Raw genomic sequence first — 14,695 nt, forward strand, 5'->3', positions numbered from 1 at the left:
GAAATCAGCCCTGAACGTCGAGGTACACGGCCCGTGACGGGGAGCTCAGGCTCGGGACGGTGCTGAGCGCGTGGAGCTGGCGGGAAACGTCCTGTTTGGCCGCCTCCAGGCGTTTGGCCACACGCTCCTGCGCTGCGGAGAGGGCCATGGCGCGGCGCCGGGCCTCGGGAGGCAGGGGTCCGCTGAGCACCGGCGGGCTCCAGCGTTGCACGGGCAGCGCTGACTCCGGCTGGTGCAGCGGCGCCGAGAGCGGCCCGAGCGGATCGTTCAGGGTTCTCTCCGCTGCAGTCACGGCCATTTCCAGGACGTCCAGCACCAGGAGCCATGCGGCGGCTGCGGGATCATCGGTGTGCTCGTCGAGCTGGCCCTCCCCCCGAGACTCTTGTTCAGCCAAAGCCCAGGCTCCCGCTTCCCGCTCCGGAGGAGGCAGCCCAGGACCCTGCGGCGGCGAAGGACGACGGCGCCGCGGCGCGGGTGGGCTGCGCGGCGGGGATCGCTGCCGCCGCCTCGTGCCAGGCCTGGCGCAGCGGTTCCAAGAGGTCGATCGCCTCACGGGTCAGCTCGGGGTTGCGCTGGATGTTGGCGTTGACCAGGGCCGTGAAGGCGTAGTTGTAGAGCCCCAGCAGGCCATCGGCACCGTCCCAGGAGTCGGTCTTCAGAGAGGAAATCAGCTCGGCGATGATGGACTGGCCATGGAGCAGGTTCTCGGAGGCGACTTGCCAGTTGGCGGCCTGCTGCGCCGTCTCGGCGCGGCCAAGGTCCAGCAGCAAGCGGTCGTAGAGCATGGTCAGCAGTCGGGCCGGTGGTGCAGACAGTACCGAGTCCTCCAGGTACTGGTTGCGCTGGCTGGTGCCGTAGCCGGCACCGAAGCCGCCGAGGGGGTTGCTTGTCATTACTTGGAACTTCCGGTGGAGAGGCCTGCCAGCTGCGAGGAAAGCCAGGACTGTTGAGCCTTCATGTTACTCATGGCCACCTCAAGGGCCGAGTAAGTGCTCTTGAGCGTCGCTTGGCGGTCCGCGAGCCGGGTGTCCCAGTCGCTGATCTGGCTCGCCAAGTCACTGACCTCGGACTGCTGGCCCTTGATGGTGGTGGTCAGGGAGCCGGTGTAGGGATCCGAGCCAGCCGTCGCCGCCGCCGCGATCCGCCCGGCGATTTCCTGCACCTTCGCCTTCGTGCCTGCCGGGTCGGCGGCCAGGGCCGCACCGAACTTGGTGGCGTCGAATTCCATCGTGCCGGTCTTGGTGATGCTGATGCCCATGTCCGAGGGCGAGGTCGGCGGCGTGCCGACAGGCAACGAAGCGGCAGACAAAATGTCCTGATTCACGGAGCGGACCGTGCTGTCGCCGGAGAAAATTCCGGCGGAGGTCGTCGTTCCGGTGGTCGTGGTGCTGGTGCTGACGGCCGTCCGGCTGGCTACGTAGGAAAAGATTCCATTGACACCGTCCACCAGGTCCGAGGCCATCTTGGTGATGCCTGCGTTGTCGCTGGCGATCGTCAGCGTCGCGGTTCCGGTGGTGACGTCCTTGGCCGTGATGGTCACTCCGGGGAGCAGGTTGGTGAAGGTGTTCGTCGAGGAGGTCACGGTCTGCGCGACGGTTGAGTTGGGCCACAGCGTCACCTGCGCATCCTGCGCGGTTTTGACGTCCGTGTAGGTGGTGCCGGGGTCGGTGATGGTAAAGGCGCCGGCGGTTCCGGACTTGGCCGCGGTGAACTGGAGGCGGAAGTTTCCGCCGCCCACGTCGACCTTGCTTGCGGTGACACCCGAACCGGAGGCATTGACCGCGCTGACGACGTCGTCCAGGCTGTTGGAGGCCGGAGTAACCGTGTAGTTCGCCCCGCCGGTGTTGATCGTCAGGGTGGTATAGGGCCAACCGGTCACGCCGTTAACCATGGGCGTCACCGTGACCTGGGTCTGGGCAAGTTGGGTTACCTGGAAGTCGAGGGAACCGGGCTTCGCGCCGCTCGACGTCGTCGCTGTGACGTTGGGGCTGGTCGTGGTGGCGGTGTAGAGGTCCAACGCTGCAGGCTTGGCGGCGGCAGTGGCCTGCGTGGCCAGGGCGGCGACCTTGTTGTTCAGCCCCTGAAGGGCCGACACCATATTTTGGACGTCGTAGGACTTGTTCTTGAGCAGGGTCTGGGGCAGCGCCTCGGTCTGCATGATGGAGCTGATCAGGGCGGTGGTGTCCAGCCCACTGGCCAGTCCGTCGAGGGAAATTCCCATCGCTGCCTCTCCTTGCTGAAGAAGTTCGTCTTTATCGCTTATTTTTTGGAGTATTGATGTTGCGCGTAAGGGCCGGACGATGGTTATGCCATCATCCGGCCCTTCGCGGTGATCGGGGGTGTCTCTTCGTCCGACCAGGGTGGAAGGCGCCTATGAACTAGAAGCCTGCCGGATCAGGCCTAGCGCAGGAGGGAAAGAACGCCCTGGCTGGACTGGTTGGCCTGGGCCAGCATCGCGGTGCCTGCCTGGGACAGGATGTTCGCCTTGGTGAACTTGACCATTTCCGACGCCATGTCGACGTCGGCGATGCGGGACTGTGCGGCCTGCAGGTTCTCACCGGCAACGTTCAGCGACTTGATGGTGTGCTCAAGACGGTTCTGCGCGGCACCGAGGTCGGCACGCTGTGCGGAGATGTTCTTGATCGCGGTATCGATCTTGCCAATCGTGGTCTGGGCGTTGGTGGCCGTGTCCACAAGGAAGTCGCCGGCGGTCGTGGCGCTGGACAGCGCACCGACTGCAGTCGACACGTCGCCGACCTTGATCTTAATGCTGTCGGTGCCGGAGGTGCCGCCGGTGCCGACCTGTATCTCCAGGGAGCCCGGGGTCGCCGTGGCGGTAACGCCCGCGCCGGTTGCACCCTTCAGCAGGTCGATGCCGTTGAAGTTGGTTCCCTTGGTGAGGCGGTCCAGCTCCTGGCCCAGGGAATCGCCTTCGTTCTTGATGGCGGTGCGGGCGTCGGCGTTGTTCGTATCCGAGGCACCCTGGACAGCGAGGTCACGCATGCGCTGCAGGATGGAGTGAACCTCGGTCAGGGCGCCTTCAGTGGTCTGGATGACCGAGATGCCGTCCTGCGCGTTGCGGGCGGCCTGGGCCGAACCGGTCACCTGGGCCTTCAGGCCCTCCGAGATAGCCAGACCGGCCGCGTCGTCGCCGGCGCGGTTGATGCGCAGGCCGGTGGACAGCTTCTCCAGGGACTTGGAAAGGTCGCTCTGAGTAGCGTTCAGGTTGCGGTACGAGTTGTTCGCCGCGAGGTTGTTGTTGATAACGAAGCCCATGGTATTTCCTCCGTGAGTTGGGACTGTAAGCGATGGCCCATCCGTGGGCCTTCAGGAGTAGTTATCGCCCCGGTGGGGAGGCAGGTAAGGAGAAATCGAAAATTCTTTTTGGCGACAACCGCCGGCGTCGCACCAGCAGTTATCAGCCTTATTCCTGCTAACACCTGCGGAAACCCTGCCGATAGTTTGTACGAACCCTGCTGCGGTCCGCACCGTCCGCACGCTGCACACCGCCGCAGTAGGTACCGATTCACCCGCGCATCATCGACACCACTGAGGGAGCCGTCCGGATCATGGCCATCCACGAACTTTCTGCCTTGCTTTGGCGGGAGCGTGAACTCCTGGACGTACTGACGTTTAAGCTCGAAGAGGAGCAATTGCTCCTGACGTCCGGCAAATCACGCTGGCTGCCGCACGGCACCAAGGAAGTCGAGCAGGTGCTCGGACACCTGTCCGAGGCGAGCCTGGCCCGGACCATCGAGGCCGCCGTCGTCGCAGAAACGTGGGGGCTTCCGACGGACGCAACGCTCAGCGAATTGGCAGCGGCCGCGCCGGAGGGCGCCTGGGCCGAGGTGCTGACGGCCCACCTGACCGCGCTCACCCGACAGACATCCCTCATCAAGGAACTCCGGGACGCCAACGAGCAGTACCTGCGCTCTGCGGTCCGCTCCACCCAGGAGTCCCTGGCGGATCTGCGACCGGCCGCGGCCGGCACCTACGACGCCCAAGGGAAAACCGGAGACTCCGCCGGATCACGCATCTTCGACCAGCGATTCTAAGGAAGCGACCATGAGTACCTTCGGCGCCCTGAATACCGCCTATCGCGGGCTGACTGCCGCACAGCAGGCCATGACGGTGGCCGGCCAGAACATCGCCAACGCCGCGACCGATGGCTACACCCGGCAGCGGGTCGAGCAGTCCGCCATCGCCGCGCCCGCCCAGGGCCTCAACGGCTCGGGCCGCCCGGAGGTGGGCCAGGGGGTCTCCGTCGACTCCATCGCCAGGCTTGGCAACACCAGCCTGGACGCCGGCGTCCGCTCCGCCAGCGCACAGGCCGGTTACGCCAGCACCCGCTCCGCCGCACTCCAGGGAATTGAAGGCGTGCTCCAGGAGCCCGGAGACAATGGCATCTCCACAGCCCTGCAGGGTTTTTGGGCCGCCTGGCAGGGAGCCGCCAGGCAGCCGGACGACGACGGGCCCAAGGGTCTGCTGCTGACTGCTGCCAACTCGCTCACTGACAAAATTTCGACCGGCTACCAGGCCCTGCAGGCTCAGTGGAGCAGCGTCCGCGCCAAGGCCTCCGACACCGTGGACGCTGTCAATGCTGCCGCCAGCCAGGTGGCGGCCTATAACGCGACCATCCGCTCCACGGTCGCCGCCGGCGGGACAGCCAACGAACTGATCGACGCCCGCGCAAAGCTCACCGAAACCATTGCCCGCCTGGCCGGCGGCACCGTCCGGGAGCAGCCGGACGGCACCGTGGATGTCCACATCGGTGGGAACGCCCTGGTCATGGGCACCTCCGTCCGTCCTCTGGCCTTGTCCGGGCAGTCCACGGACGCCCTCGGCGCGCCCGTGCAGCTGCTCTGGAAGAACCCGGATGGCGTCGCTTCAATAGATGGTGGGGAAATCGCCGGGGCGCTCTCGGTACTTGCCCCGGCCGCCGGCGGCAACGGAGGCGCAATCGCGGAGGCAGCCGCCTCCTACAACGGGCTCGCCACGGCGTTGGCCACGGCCGTCAACGCTGTCCACCAGACCGGCACCACGGGAAGCGGCACCACGGGCACGGACTTCTTCACCATCACCGGCCCCTCGGCCGCGCTCGGTATCAAGGGACCGGCCTCCACCTCCGCAGTGGCCCTCGGCAAGTCAAGCTCCGGCGCGTTCGACACCAGCGTCGCCGACGCCATGGCCCAGCTGGGCACCGGCTCCACATCCCCGGATAAGCTCTGGTCCGGCATCGTCACCGGCATCGGGGTGCAATCCCGGGGAGCCCAGCAACGCGAAGACCTCGCCGCAGCAACCCAGGCCTCCGCGGTGACAGGCCGGGCATCCCAGACCTCCGTCAGCCTGGACGAGGAAAACGTCAACCTGCTCACCAACCAGCACGCCTACCAGGCGGCGGCACGCGTCATGACCGCCGTCGACGAAGCCCTTGACGTCCTGATCAACCGCACCGGCCTGGTAGGAAGGTAGAACCATGCTGAACCGGGTTACAAACCTGACTATGACCGCGGCGGCGCAGCGGACCCTGCAGACGCAGCAGTCCAAGCTGGCCGACCTGCAGGACAAGGCGAGCACGCTCAACAAAATCTCGCGCCCCTCGGACGACCCCGCCGCCACCGCGCAGGCGCTGGCCACCCGCGCGCTGCAGGCTGCGAATGCCCAGTACGGCCGGAACATCGACGACGGAAATACCTGGTTGTCGGCGGCCGACTCCGCCCTGCAGCAGGCCGGCAACGTGATGCAGCGGATCAAGGACCTCACCGTCCAGGCCGGCAACGGCACGCTGCCGCAGTCCGGCAAGGACGCGATTGCCAACGAACTGGACTCGCTGAACCAGGACCTCATCAACGTTGCCAATTCCAAACACCTCGGCCGCAACATCTTCGCGGGCAATTCAGATAAGGCAATGCCCTTTGACGGCGCAATGCCGCCGACGTTCGTCGCCGCCGGGACGAGCCCAGTGGAACGGCGCATCAGCGAGACGCAGACCGTGCGGGTGGACGCCGACGGCGGCACGATCTTCGGCAGCGGTACCGGCTCGGTCTTCGATACTGTCAATAAACTGGCTACGGACCTGCGCAACGGCGCCGACACCCTGCCACGGGTGAGCGAGATCGACGACGCCTACAAGAAAATCGTCAACGGACGCGCCGACGTTGGAGCGCGCCAGGCGCAACTGGACCGCGCCGGCACCGTCAACACAGGAATGGAGGCTTCCTTGGACGCCCAGCGGACCGGGATTGAAAAAGCTGACCTCGGCAGCGTGATCATGGACCTGAAGCTCCAGGAAACCAACTACCAGGTGGCCCTGGCCGCCACGGCGCGGGTCCTGCAGCCCACGCTGATGGACTTCCTGCGATGAACTCCGTCCTGAGCAGCACCCCCGTGACCTTCACCGCCCCCATGCCGGGGCTGGAAGCCGTCCACGACTTCGCGCTCCGCAGCATCGACAGCGCCCCGGGCCTCTTCGCCCTCGAATCGGAGTCCGCGCCCGTCCGGCTGTTCCTGGCCGACGCCGCCGTTTTCGTTCCGGACTACAGCCCCCGCCTCCCGCGCCCCGCGCTGGAAGCCCTGGAGCTCTCCGACGGTGAGGCGCCCCGGCTGCTCGTAGTGGTCAACCACTCCCCCGAGGGCACCACGGTGAACCTGATGGCGCCGATCGTGCTGAACGAGACCGCCCGTAAGTGCACCCAGTTGGTGTTGGACGGCAGGGAGTATCCGCTCCGGGCCGTCCTCGGCGCCGCCTAAAAGCCGTAACCGGCCCGGCTTAGCGCCTACCAGTAGTGGCCGACGTCGATCACCAGCCGTGAACCCGTGTCAGGGCCGGGCAGTGTGAACACCCGGAATGGCAGCCGGGCCCGCACCCCGAGTCCCAGGGTGCTGTACCCCTCGAAACTGCCAGCCCAGGCGACCTGGCGGAACGTCCGGTATCCGGTGACGTCCGTCAGTTCGTTCTTGTTGGCCGGCGAATACGTGGCCTGCCCGGCGTCGTCGTAGGCCGGTGAATTAACCGTGATCTGCAGGAACGCCTGGCCGCGCAGCGGCACGGGCAACCCGGACCCTTCCTGGGCCACCTGCGGGACGTACCGCACGGTGTAGCCGCCCGCCGGCCCCTTGAGATCCACCACCAGACGGTCGAAGCAGTAGTGCTGCCCCGTCCGGACGTTCGTCACCGGCGCCCGGCCCATCGCCGGATCGGACTTGGCCAGCGAGCCCCACACCTGCCCGCAATAGGGCGCTGCGACGGCGGCCCCCGGAGCCGCCAACAGCAGCCCGGCCGCGAGCAGCAAGGCCATCAGCCAGCCTGCAGGTTTCTGTGAACGGAAACGAGTCATCACTGCCACCCCTCAAGCCACCCGGATCCCATGCTTCCTCCGGATTCCTTCAGCTTAGGCCTGCTGCCGCCTGGCGGGGAGGGCCCAAGGTCCGACGGTCCATCAACCGTGACCCGTCATCAACCGCAGGTAACGCCGGAGTAGAAAAGCGGCACACAAAAGCGCCCAGCGCCGCTCCCCATGGGAGTCGGCGCCGGGCGCTCAAGCGGTAAATATAGATTCGGGCCGTGATTCCGGCCCGATGGGAAGGCTGTTTAGCCCTCGCAGTCGCGGCAGTACTTCAGGCCGTTCTTTTCCTTGGCGACCTGGGACCGGTGACGGACCAGGAAGCAGGAAGAGCAGGTGAATTCGTCGGACTGTTCGGGAACGACGATCACGGTCAGTTCTTCGCCGGAAAGATCGGCGCCGGGAAGGTCGATGCCCTCGGCGGTGTCGTTCTCGTCGACATCGATAACAGCAGTCTGGGCGCCGCCGCCACGGGACGCCTGAAGGGCCTCCAGCGATTCAGCGGGAGATTCTTCTTCTGTCTTGCGTGGGGCGTCGTAATCGGTAGCCATAACGGGATTCACTTTCGTTGCTGCATAGCGCCATTTCAGGCACCTCAGTGAAGCAGTTTAGGGCATCATCGCAGAAGTTGAAGAATAGTGTGCGCAAGGCGACATCTTAGGCAAAAAATCCCCGTGGTGGCGCGGAAAATGTCGGTTTTATTCTGCCTGCCCGGCTCAGGCGACCGGCCAGACCACCAGCGTTTTCCAGGTGGCGGGGTCCGGCTCCGCGGCCGGGTCGGTGAGGTAGTACTCCCACATGGCCTCCCCCGGGGTGAGCCCGTCCGCCTGCATCCTGGCCATGACGGCGCCGTAGGTCTGCGGCAGGGTGTCGTAGGGGCCGACATGCGTCGCCTCCAGCGCCCTGCCGCCGGGCAGGGTTCCGGCGACGACGGCGCCGTCACCCCCTCCCGGGTAGGGGCCGGCCAGGGGGAAGCCGGCTTCGACGTCGACGACGTCGGTGGGCATCCCCCGGTACAGCGCGAACGGCGGGCCCGCCAGCTGGACGTTTTGTTGCTGGACCGCGGTCATGACGGACCGGTAGGCCCGGTCGAAGAAGTCCCGCAGGTCCGCCATCGGCACGGTTTCGTGGATGACCGCGGTGGGCTGCTCCTGCCGGTCGCTGACGGTGATCTCCGGGGCGGCGTGGGGCTGGTGTTCGTTCATACGGCCACCCTCCCCGCGCCCCCGGTTCCGGTCAAGTGCCGGTTGGACCCCAGGTCGGTCCCCCGCCGGCAACTCCCCTGCGCCCCTAGGACGCGGCGGGACGGCGGTTGCGGTGCAGGAACCGGCTTACCCGTGCCCGGAACTCCACCGGATCCGCGGCCGGACCCAGCGGCAACGCCTTCGCCGGCTGTTCCACCGGGGCCAGTCCTTGGTTGACCGCCGCCTTGGACGCCCGCAGCGAGGCCAGCGACAGGCCGGCCCACTGTTCCGTCAGCCCCGCCACCGCCGCAGGACCACGGCCGGGGCCCACCAGGGTGCTGACGAATCCCATCGCGTAGGCCTCGGCGGCGGAGAGGATCCGGCCGCCGAAGAGCAGATCCTTGGTCCGGGACGGCCCAATCCGCAGGGACATCCGGTTGGCAAAGGTGGGCGGGATCAGCATCCCCAGCCGGGCGATGGGCATCCCGATCCGCGCCGTCTCCTCCAGCACCTGCAGGTCGCAGGCGAGCGCCAGCTGGCAGCCCGCGCCCGTGGCGACACCCTGCACCAGGGCCACGGTCGGCACCGGGATGGCCTCCACGGCCTGAAGCGCCTCCTCGATGGCACCGAAGGCGCCGGTCACCTGGTCCCCGCTGGCGTCCTGCCATTCGCGCAGGTCGGAGCCGGAGCAGAAGGTCCCGCCGGCGCCCCGGATCACCACGGCACGGACGGCGGGGTCCGCGGCGAGCGCCCGGGCCTCGGCCGCGAGCGCCCGCCACTGGTCCGAGTCGAGGGCGTTGAAGCGTTCACCGATGCCCACCTCAAGGCGGGCGACGCCGTCGTCGTCGATATCCAGCCGGATCCCCGGGGCGTGCCCCACCGCGGCCGTCACTGCACCGCGCCGCTGCTGTGCAGGGCCTGGATCCGGTCCGTGTCCAGGCCCAGCGACGCCAGCACCTGGTCCGTGTCCTGGCCCAGGACCGGCGGCGCGGTACGCACCGAGGCGGGCGTCCGGGTCAGCCGCACCGGGCAACCCACCACCTTCATGGGTCCGGCCGTCGGGTGGTCCAGCTCGGCCACCATGCCCCGGGCCAGGACCTGGGGGTCAACAAGCGCCTGGTCCACCGTCTGGATCGGACCCACCGGGACGCCCGCCTCGTCCAGGGCGAGCACCCAGTCCTCCGTGGTGCGGGTCCGCATGATGGCCTCGATCGCGGGAATGAGCTCCTCCCGGTGGGCGACGCGGGACGGATTGCTCGCGTACCGCGGATCTGCGGCGAGCGCCGCGTCCCCGAGTTCCTGAGCGAAGCGCCGCCAGAGTCCGTCGTTGCCGACGGCGACCATGACGAAGCCGTCCGCGGTGGCGAACGCCTGGTAGGGGGCGATCGTGGGGTGGGCCGAGCCGTAGCGGCGCGGAACCTCGCCGCTGGCGAAGTAGCCGCTGGAGACGTAGGTCAGCCAGGAGACGGACCCGTCAAGCAGGCTGATGTCCACCCACTGGCCCTGACCGGTGCGCTGCTTCTCGTGCAGGGCGGCCAGGACGCCGATGGTTGCCCACATCCCGGCGACCAGGTCCGCGCTGCTGACGCCGACCCGAACGGGCGGCCCATCGGTCTCGCCGGTGACGCTCATGATGCCGCTGCGGGCCTGGGCGATCGCGTCGTAGCCGGGCCGGAGCGCGTCCGGACCGGTCTGGCCGTAGCCGCTGATGGAGGCGTAGACCAGGCCGGGGTTGTCCTTGGACAGCTCCTCGTAGCCCAGGCCCAGGCGGGCGGCGGTGCCGGGCCGGAAGTTCTCCACCACGATGTCGGCGCGGCGGGCGAGCTCCCGGACCACCTCGAGTCCCTCGGGGGACTTGAGGTCGACGGCGAGGCTGCGCTTGTTCCGGTTCACGGACAGGAAGTACGCGGCTTCCTCGCCCTGGAACGGAGGGCCCCACTGGCGGGTGTCGTCGCCGGAGCCTGGCTGTTCGATCTTGATGACGTCGGCGCCCAGGTCCGCAAGGGTCATGGTGGCGAACGGTCCGGACAGGATCCGGCTCAGGTCCAGGACCAGCAGGTCCTTCAGCGGGCCGGTGGCGTCCGTGGTCTCCGGCCGGGCCGCCGTCTGCGGCCCTGCCGTCTGCGGGGCTGCCGCCCCGGCCTCGTTCGTTGCCTCTTGGCGGGGTGCGGTGTCTGTCAGGCTCATACCGTGGCTTCCGTCTTGGTGGCGGCGCTGGCCTGGAAGCGGTGGCCGGCCTTGGGCAGGAAGATCAGGGCCACCATGGCGACGGCGCAGCAGCCGATGATGTACAGCGCGATCGCCGTCGAGTTCCCGTACTGGGCCAGCAGGGCCGCGGCGATCAGCGGCGCGGGACCGCCGGCCACCACGCTGGCCAGCTGGTAGCCCAGGCCGGCGCCGGTGTAGCGGATGTCGGCGTCGAAGCTCTCCGCGATCAGTGCAGCCTGCGGACCGTACTGGATGTCGTGCAGGATCAGGCTGACCACGATCGCGACGCCCACGATGAAGGGTTCCCGGGTGTCCAGGAGGGCGAAGTACGGGAAGGCGAAGATGGCGGTCAGCACAATGCCCACGCCGTAGACCTTGCGCCGGCCGAAGCGGTCCGAGAGCCAGCCGAAGAACGGGACGCTGACCAGGCCCAGCGCGGCGGCGATCAAGGTGTCGTCCAGGATCGAGTTGCTGTTGAGCTGCAGGTGCTTGACGGCGTAGGTGATCACGAAGGTGATGAAGAGGTAGAACGGTGCCTGCTCGGACATGCGGACCAGGGCCGAGAGGAGGATTTCCTTCGGCTGACGCTTGATGACCTCCAGCAGGGGGTTGCGGACGACCTTGTTGGACTTGCGGATGGCTTCGAATTCGGGGCTCTCGATCACGCGCATCCGGACGAAGAGGCCTACGCCGATCAGCAGGATGCTGATGATGAACGGGATACGCCAGCCGAAGGAGGCAAAGCCCTCGGTGCCGGTGATGCCGGAGGTGATCCGGACGACGCCGGTGGAGAGCACCAGGCCGAGCGGCACGCCGATCTGCGGCCAGCTGGCGGAGAAGCCGCGGCGCTGCTGGTGGCCCCATTCCATGCTGAGCAGCACGGAGCCGCCCCATTCGCCGCCGACGCCGATGCCCTGGATGATCCGGAGCAGGGTCAGCAGGATCGGGGCGGCGACGCCGATGGCCTGGTAGGTGGGCAGGAAGCCGATCAGCACGGTGCCGAAGGCCATCAGGAAGAGGGTGACCATGAGGGTGGTCTTGCGGCCGATCCGGTCACCGTAGTGGCCGAAGATCGCGGCGCCGACGGGGCGGGCCACGAAGCCCACGAACTGGGTGCCGAAGGCGAAGAGAACACCGGCGAAGGCGTTCTGGCCGGGGAAGAACAGCTGGGGGAAGACCAGCGCCGCCGCCGTCCCGTAGAGGAAAAAGTCGTACCACTCGATGGTGGTGCCCACGACGCTGGCGACGGTTGCACGCCGTGCGGCCTGCTCTCGGGTTACTGCCTGAACTGTCATCATCACTCCGTTGTTATGACGCGGCTGGGCCCAATGCCCTTGCTTGGATGGAGGCCTTGCCGGGCGGACGCGGGCTCTTGGCCCTCTCCCCTCGACGCAAAACCCACAATATGGTTTCGCAACCCATATTGCGGGTTTAGTGTGGAGCTGTCAATGGAAACACGGAGGTTTAGCCGACGCTCGCGGGGCGGGGAATCCGCAGGGACACCCGGACCCGCTGGCTATGATGGACACCCGTAGAGAAAGACGGTGGCAGGTGGCAGCTGGCAACGCGGCGGCAAAAGAGCAGAGTGACCGGACGACCCCCATCCTTGTGCTGGGCAAGGTCAGCGACATCCTGAACTGCTTCTCGATCGATGCACCGGAACCGACGCTGCAGCAGATCGCACGGGCCACCGGCTTGCCGGCGAGTACCTGCCAGCGGCTGGTGCAGAACATGGTCCGCGAGGGTTTCCTGGACCGCGACGGCGACCGCTACCGGATCGGCCTGCGGCTGGTCCAGTGGGCCGCGCCGGGCACCCTGGGCCTAGACGTGGTCCGGCTGCTGCACCCGATCATCCAGCAGCTCCGTGACGACAGCGGGGAGACTGCCTGCGTCTACATGCGGGACGGGCAGTTCCGCACCGTGGTTGCCGTGGCAGAGACCCTGCACGTCGTGATGCGGCCCTTCCTGGTGGGCCAGGTGATGCCGATCCATGCCGGTGCGCCGGGCAAGATCTTCCTGGCCTTCGACCCGGGAGCGCGGGAGGCCCTCAAGGACACCGAGCTGACCCGGTTCACCGATGTCACTCCGATCAGCTGGGAGCAGCTCGACGCGCAGGCGGAGCAGGCCCGCGAGCAGGGCTTCTTCGCCGCGTTCGGGGAACGCAACAGCGACGTCGGGTCCATCAGCGCTCCCGTCTTCCGCTACGACGGGCAGCTCGCGGCCGTCCTCGGCCTGGGCTTCCCGACCCAGCGGGTCAGCGAGGCGGATGTCCCGCGGCTGGGCCCGATGGTGGCCCGCGCCGCCCGGGAAGCCAGCGCCGCCTTGGGCTACCGGGACTCAACGCCAGCATTCGCCATCGAAGGGAACCATCCGTGACCGTTGCCGACGCCGCACCCCGCCGTCGTACCTATGACGCGCTGCTGCAGGACATCGAGGCGGACCTGCGGTCCGGGAAGATCAAGCTCGGCGACCGGCTGCCCGGCGAGCGGACCCTGGCCGAGAACTACGGGATCTCCCGCGCCTCGGTGCGGGAGGCCATCCGCATCCTGGACGCGATGGGCGTGCTGCGCAGCTCGGTCGGGTCCGGACCCACCTCCGGGGCGATCGTCATTTCAAACCCGTCTGCCGGCCTGTCCTCGGCCCTCCGGCTGCACGTGGCCAGCAACCGGCTGCCGGTGGAGGACATCGTGCAGACCCGCATCCTGCTGGAGACCTGGTCGGCGCAGGCCGCCGCCACCCGGCCCCGCGACGAGGGCGATGCGGGTCTGGAGCAGGCGGCCCAGCTCCTGGAAGCCATGGACGATCCGGAGCTGGACCGGCCCACCTTCCACGAACTCGACGCCCGGTTCCACGTCGCGCTCAGCTCCCTGGCCGGCAACACGGTGGTCGCCACCATGATGGAGTCGCTCAGCGGCGCGATCGTGGACTACGTCAAGGGCGCCATGGACGCAATGGAGTCCTGGCCGGAGGTCCTCGCGGTCCTGCGTGCCCAGCACCACGGGATCTACGACGCCGTCCGGGACCAGGACGGCGAGCGCGCGGCCCGGCTGCTGCGCGAGCACATCGAGTGGTTCTACGAGCGGGCCCAGGAAGTGTCCCCGCGGCAGGCCTCCCCCGGCGCGTAGCGGTTAGACTCGGCCCCATGTCACGTCGTGGGGGAACGAAGACCATCCGGCCCGGTGCTGTGCTGACCGGGGCCGTGCTGCTGTGCGTGGCGGCCGGATCGCTGGCCGGCTGCACCTACGAGGACGACGGCGGTGAGCGGCCGCCTGCCACAGCGACGTCGGCGGCCATCCCCAGGGCGGGCCGCACCATCCCCGCCGGCCCACCACCGGATGTCCTGGCCGCGCAGCAGCGGAACGAGGCCGAACTGGAGAGGCTGCTCGCCGGGCCGACGGGGCCCGTGGCGCTCACCGATTCCGGTCCGGCGGACGGCAACGGCGTCGGCTTCAGTAAGGCGGGGCGGGTAAAAACTGCTGGCGACTACCAGGTCACGGCCGCCTGCGTCGGGGTCGATGCCGCGCAGATCTTGATCTTCCAGGACGAGACACCCGCCGGCCCCACCTCCATCAATGTGGACTGCGCCGCCCCAACCTCCCGGACGGTGAGCCTCCTGCCTGGCCCCGTGAGCGTTCAGTTGACCCGAAAAAATCCCACCGGCCCGTGGACCGGAGCGGTGGCCGGCATCCGGATCACCGGACCCTGAGCCCGGCTAAAAAAGAACCCCTCCGTTCCGGGCACAATCGCCGGAACGGAGGGGTTTCGCTGGGCCCCCTGTCGGATTCGAACCGACGACCCCCGCTTTACAAGAGCGGTGCTCTGGCCAACTGAGCTAAGGAGGCAATCCGCCGTCGTCGCATCCGGCGGAAAGCGCGGGAGGACAACGGCTAGATAAGGGTAGCCCACCGATGCCCGGCGGTAAAAAATGCGCCCCGCCATACGAAAGCGGCCCGGCCCCGG

The 14,695-nt window shown here is 67.8% G+C and carries 17 protein-coding genes and 1 tRNA gene; 7 read left to right on the forward strand and 11 right to left on the reverse strand.

The window, feature by feature from the left end; translation table 11 throughout:
• Positions 1-4: 4 nt before the first annotated feature.
• From ABC337_RS04440 to ABC337_RS04455, 4 genes are all read right to left on the reverse strand, one after another.
• Positions 5-394, reverse strand: coding sequence for a hypothetical protein (locus ABC337_RS04440; RefSeq protein ID WP_412882194.1), 390 nt, complete (start codon positions 392-394; stop codon positions 5-7).
• A complete protein-coding gene (locus ABC337_RS04445; protein ID WP_412882193.1) occupies positions 387-893 on the reverse strand; it encodes a flagellar export chaperone FliS in 507 nt (168 codons plus the stop codon). The genes ABC337_RS04440 and ABC337_RS04445 overlap by 8 nt, the downstream gene beginning before the upstream one ends.
• Positions 893-2,221 (reverse strand): flagellar filament capping protein FliD, encoded by a 1,329-nt coding sequence (gene fliD, locus ABC337_RS04450; protein ID WP_412882192.1) that lies wholly within the window; start codon positions 2,219-2,221, stop codon positions 893-895. The genes ABC337_RS04445 and fliD overlap by 1 nt, the downstream gene beginning before the upstream one ends.
• A gap of 179 nt (positions 2,222-2,400) precedes the next feature.
• Positions 2,401-3,276, reverse strand: coding sequence for a flagellin N-terminal helical domain-containing protein (locus ABC337_RS04455; protein WP_412882191.1), 876 nt, complete (start codon positions 3,274-3,276; stop codon positions 2,401-2,403).
• Between the two features lie 293 nt (positions 3,277-3,569).
• Between ABC337_RS04455 and ABC337_RS04460 the strand changes: the two genes are divergently transcribed.
• From ABC337_RS04460 to fliW, 4 genes are read left to right on the forward strand one after another with little or no spacing between them, the layout of a single operon-like run.
• Positions 3,570-4,055 carry a flagellar protein FlgN gene (locus ABC337_RS04460; protein ID WP_290258766.1) on the forward strand — a complete coding sequence of 162 codons (486 nt, stop codon included), beginning with the start codon at positions 3,570-3,572 and terminating at the stop codon, positions 4,053-4,055.
• A gap of 10 nt (positions 4,056-4,065) precedes the next feature.
• Complete coding sequence (flgK, locus tag ABC337_RS04465) at positions 4,066-5,472, forward strand: flagellar hook-associated protein FlgK (RefSeq protein ID WP_412882190.1); 1,407 nt, start codon at positions 4,066-4,068, stop codon at positions 5,470-5,472.
• 4 nt (positions 5,473-5,476) lie between these two features.
• Positions 5,477-6,364, forward strand: coding sequence for a flagellar hook-associated protein FlgL (gene flgL / locus ABC337_RS04470; RefSeq protein ID WP_412882189.1), 888 nt, complete (start codon positions 5,477-5,479; stop codon positions 6,362-6,364).
• On the forward strand, positions 6,361-6,750 hold the full coding sequence (gene fliW / locus ABC337_RS04475; RefSeq protein ID WP_412882188.1) for a flagellar assembly protein FliW: 390 nt from the start codon (positions 6,361-6,363) through the stop codon (positions 6,748-6,750). Before flgL ends, fliW begins: the two co-directional genes overlap by 4 nt.
• Before the next feature lie 26 nt (positions 6,751-6,776).
• Here fliW and ABC337_RS04480 read toward each other — a convergent pair whose 3' ends face one another.
• From ABC337_RS04480 to ABC337_RS04505, 6 genes are all read right to left on the reverse strand, one after another.
• Positions 6,777-7,337, reverse strand: coding sequence for an AMIN-like domain-containing (lipo)protein (locus tag ABC337_RS04480; RefSeq protein WP_459562703.1), 561 nt, complete (start codon positions 7,335-7,337; stop codon positions 6,777-6,779).
• Between the two features lie 254 nt (positions 7,338-7,591).
• Positions 7,592-7,894 (reverse strand): DUF4193 domain-containing protein, encoded by a 303-nt coding sequence (locus ABC337_RS04485; RefSeq protein ID WP_056741192.1) that lies wholly within the window; start codon positions 7,892-7,894, stop codon positions 7,592-7,594.
• Between the two features lie 165 nt (positions 7,895-8,059).
• Entirely contained in the window at positions 8,060-8,548 is a 489-nt protein-coding gene (locus tag ABC337_RS04490; RefSeq protein WP_412882186.1) for a GyrI-like domain-containing protein, read from the reverse strand.
• 85 nt (positions 8,549-8,633) lie between these two features.
• On the reverse strand, positions 8,634-9,419 hold the full coding sequence (locus ABC337_RS04495; RefSeq protein WP_412882185.1) for an enoyl-CoA hydratase/isomerase family protein: 786 nt from the start codon (positions 9,417-9,419) through the stop codon (positions 8,634-8,636).
• Positions 9,416-10,714 (reverse strand): CaiB/BaiF CoA transferase family protein, encoded by a 1,299-nt coding sequence (locus tag ABC337_RS04500; RefSeq protein ID WP_412882184.1) that lies wholly within the window; start codon positions 10,712-10,714, stop codon positions 9,416-9,418. The genes ABC337_RS04495 and ABC337_RS04500 overlap by 4 nt, the downstream gene beginning before the upstream one ends.
• Positions 10,711-12,033: an MFS transporter gene (locus tag ABC337_RS04505; protein ID WP_412882183.1), complete on the reverse strand. Its 1,323-nt coding sequence runs from the start codon at positions 12,031-12,033 to the stop codon at positions 10,711-10,713. The genes ABC337_RS04500 and ABC337_RS04505 overlap by 4 nt, the downstream gene beginning before the upstream one ends.
• A 253-nt stretch (positions 12,034-12,286) precedes the next feature.
• Here ABC337_RS04505 and ABC337_RS04510 point away from each other — a divergent pair, with 253 nt between their 5' ends.
• Genes ABC337_RS04510 through ABC337_RS04520 form a run of 3 tightly spaced genes read left to right on the forward strand, consistent with a single transcriptional unit; the run spans position 12,287 to position 14,441 of the window.
• Positions 12,287-13,111 (forward strand): IclR family transcriptional regulator, encoded by an 825-nt coding sequence (locus tag ABC337_RS04510; protein ID WP_412882182.1) that lies wholly within the window; start codon positions 12,287-12,289, stop codon positions 13,109-13,111.
• Entirely contained in the window at positions 13,108-13,860 is a 753-nt protein-coding gene (locus ABC337_RS04515) for a FadR/GntR family transcriptional regulator (protein WP_412882181.1), read from the forward strand. The genes ABC337_RS04510 and ABC337_RS04515 overlap by 4 nt, the downstream gene beginning before the upstream one ends.
• A 17-nt stretch (positions 13,861-13,877) precedes the next feature.
• A complete protein-coding gene (locus ABC337_RS04520) occupies positions 13,878-14,441 on the forward strand; it encodes a hypothetical protein (RefSeq protein WP_412882180.1) in 564 nt (187 codons plus the stop codon).
• Between the two features lie 62 nt (positions 14,442-14,503).
• On the opposite strand, the gene ABC337_RS04525 is transcribed toward ABC337_RS04520, so the two are convergent.
• Positions 14,504-14,577 (reverse strand) — tRNA-Thr (locus tag ABC337_RS04525).
• Positions 14,578-14,695 lie beyond the last annotated feature (118 nt).

Origin of the sequence: Arthrobacter phoenicis (assembly GCF_047238215.1) — a bacterium.
In the GTDB taxonomy this organism is placed as follows: domain Bacteria; phylum Actinomycetota; class Actinomycetes; order Actinomycetales; family Micrococcaceae; genus Arthrobacter.

What these genes read in the sequence shown, in the direction of transcription:
- ABC337_RS04445 (WP_412882193.1), bottom strand. Translation starts at nt 893, where the DNA reads ATGACAAGCAACCCCCTCGGCGGCTTCGGTGCCGGCTACGGCACCAGC.
- fliD (WP_412882192.1), bottom strand. Translation starts at nt 2,221, where the DNA reads ATGGGAATTTCCCTCGACGGACTGGCCAGTGGGCTGGACACCACCGCC.
- ABC337_RS04455 (WP_412882191.1), bottom strand. Translation starts at nt 3,276, where the DNA reads ATGGGCTTCGTTATCAACAACAACCTCGCGGCGAACAACTCGTACCGC.
- ABC337_RS04460 (WP_290258766.1), top strand. Translation starts at nt 3,570, where the DNA reads ATGGCCATCCACGAACTTTCTGCCTTGCTTTGGCGGGAGCGTGAACTC.
- flgK (WP_412882190.1), top strand. Translation starts at nt 4,066, where the DNA reads ATGAGTACCTTCGGCGCCCTGAATACCGCCTATCGCGGGCTGACTGCC.
- flgL (WP_412882189.1), top strand. Translation starts at nt 5,477, where the DNA reads ATGCTGAACCGGGTTACAAACCTGACTATGACCGCGGCGGCGCAGCGG.
- fliW (WP_412882188.1), top strand. Translation starts at nt 6,361, where the DNA reads ATGAACTCCGTCCTGAGCAGCACCCCCGTGACCTTCACCGCCCCCATG.
- ABC337_RS04480 (WP_459562703.1), bottom strand. Translation starts at nt 7,337, where the DNA reads ATGACTCGTTTCCGTTCACAGAAACCTGCAGGCTGGCTGATGGCCTTG.
- ABC337_RS04485 (WP_056741192.1), bottom strand. Translation starts at nt 7,894, where the DNA reads ATGGCTACCGATTACGACGCCCCACGCAAGACAGAAGAAGAATCTCCC.
- ABC337_RS04490 (WP_412882186.1), bottom strand. Translation starts at nt 8,548, where the DNA reads ATGAACGAACACCAGCCCCACGCCGCCCCGGAGATCACCGTCAGCGAC.
- ABC337_RS04500 (WP_412882184.1), bottom strand. Translation starts at nt 10,714, where the DNA reads ATGAGCCTGACAGACACCGCACCCCGCCAAGAGGCAACGAACGAGGCC.
- ABC337_RS04505 (WP_412882183.1), bottom strand. Translation starts at nt 12,033, where the DNA reads ATGATGACAGTTCAGGCAGTAACCCGAGAGCAGGCCGCACGGCGTGCA.
- ABC337_RS04520 (WP_412882180.1), top strand. Translation starts at nt 13,878, where the DNA reads ATGTCACGTCGTGGGGGAACGAAGACCATCCGGCCCGGTGCTGTGCTG.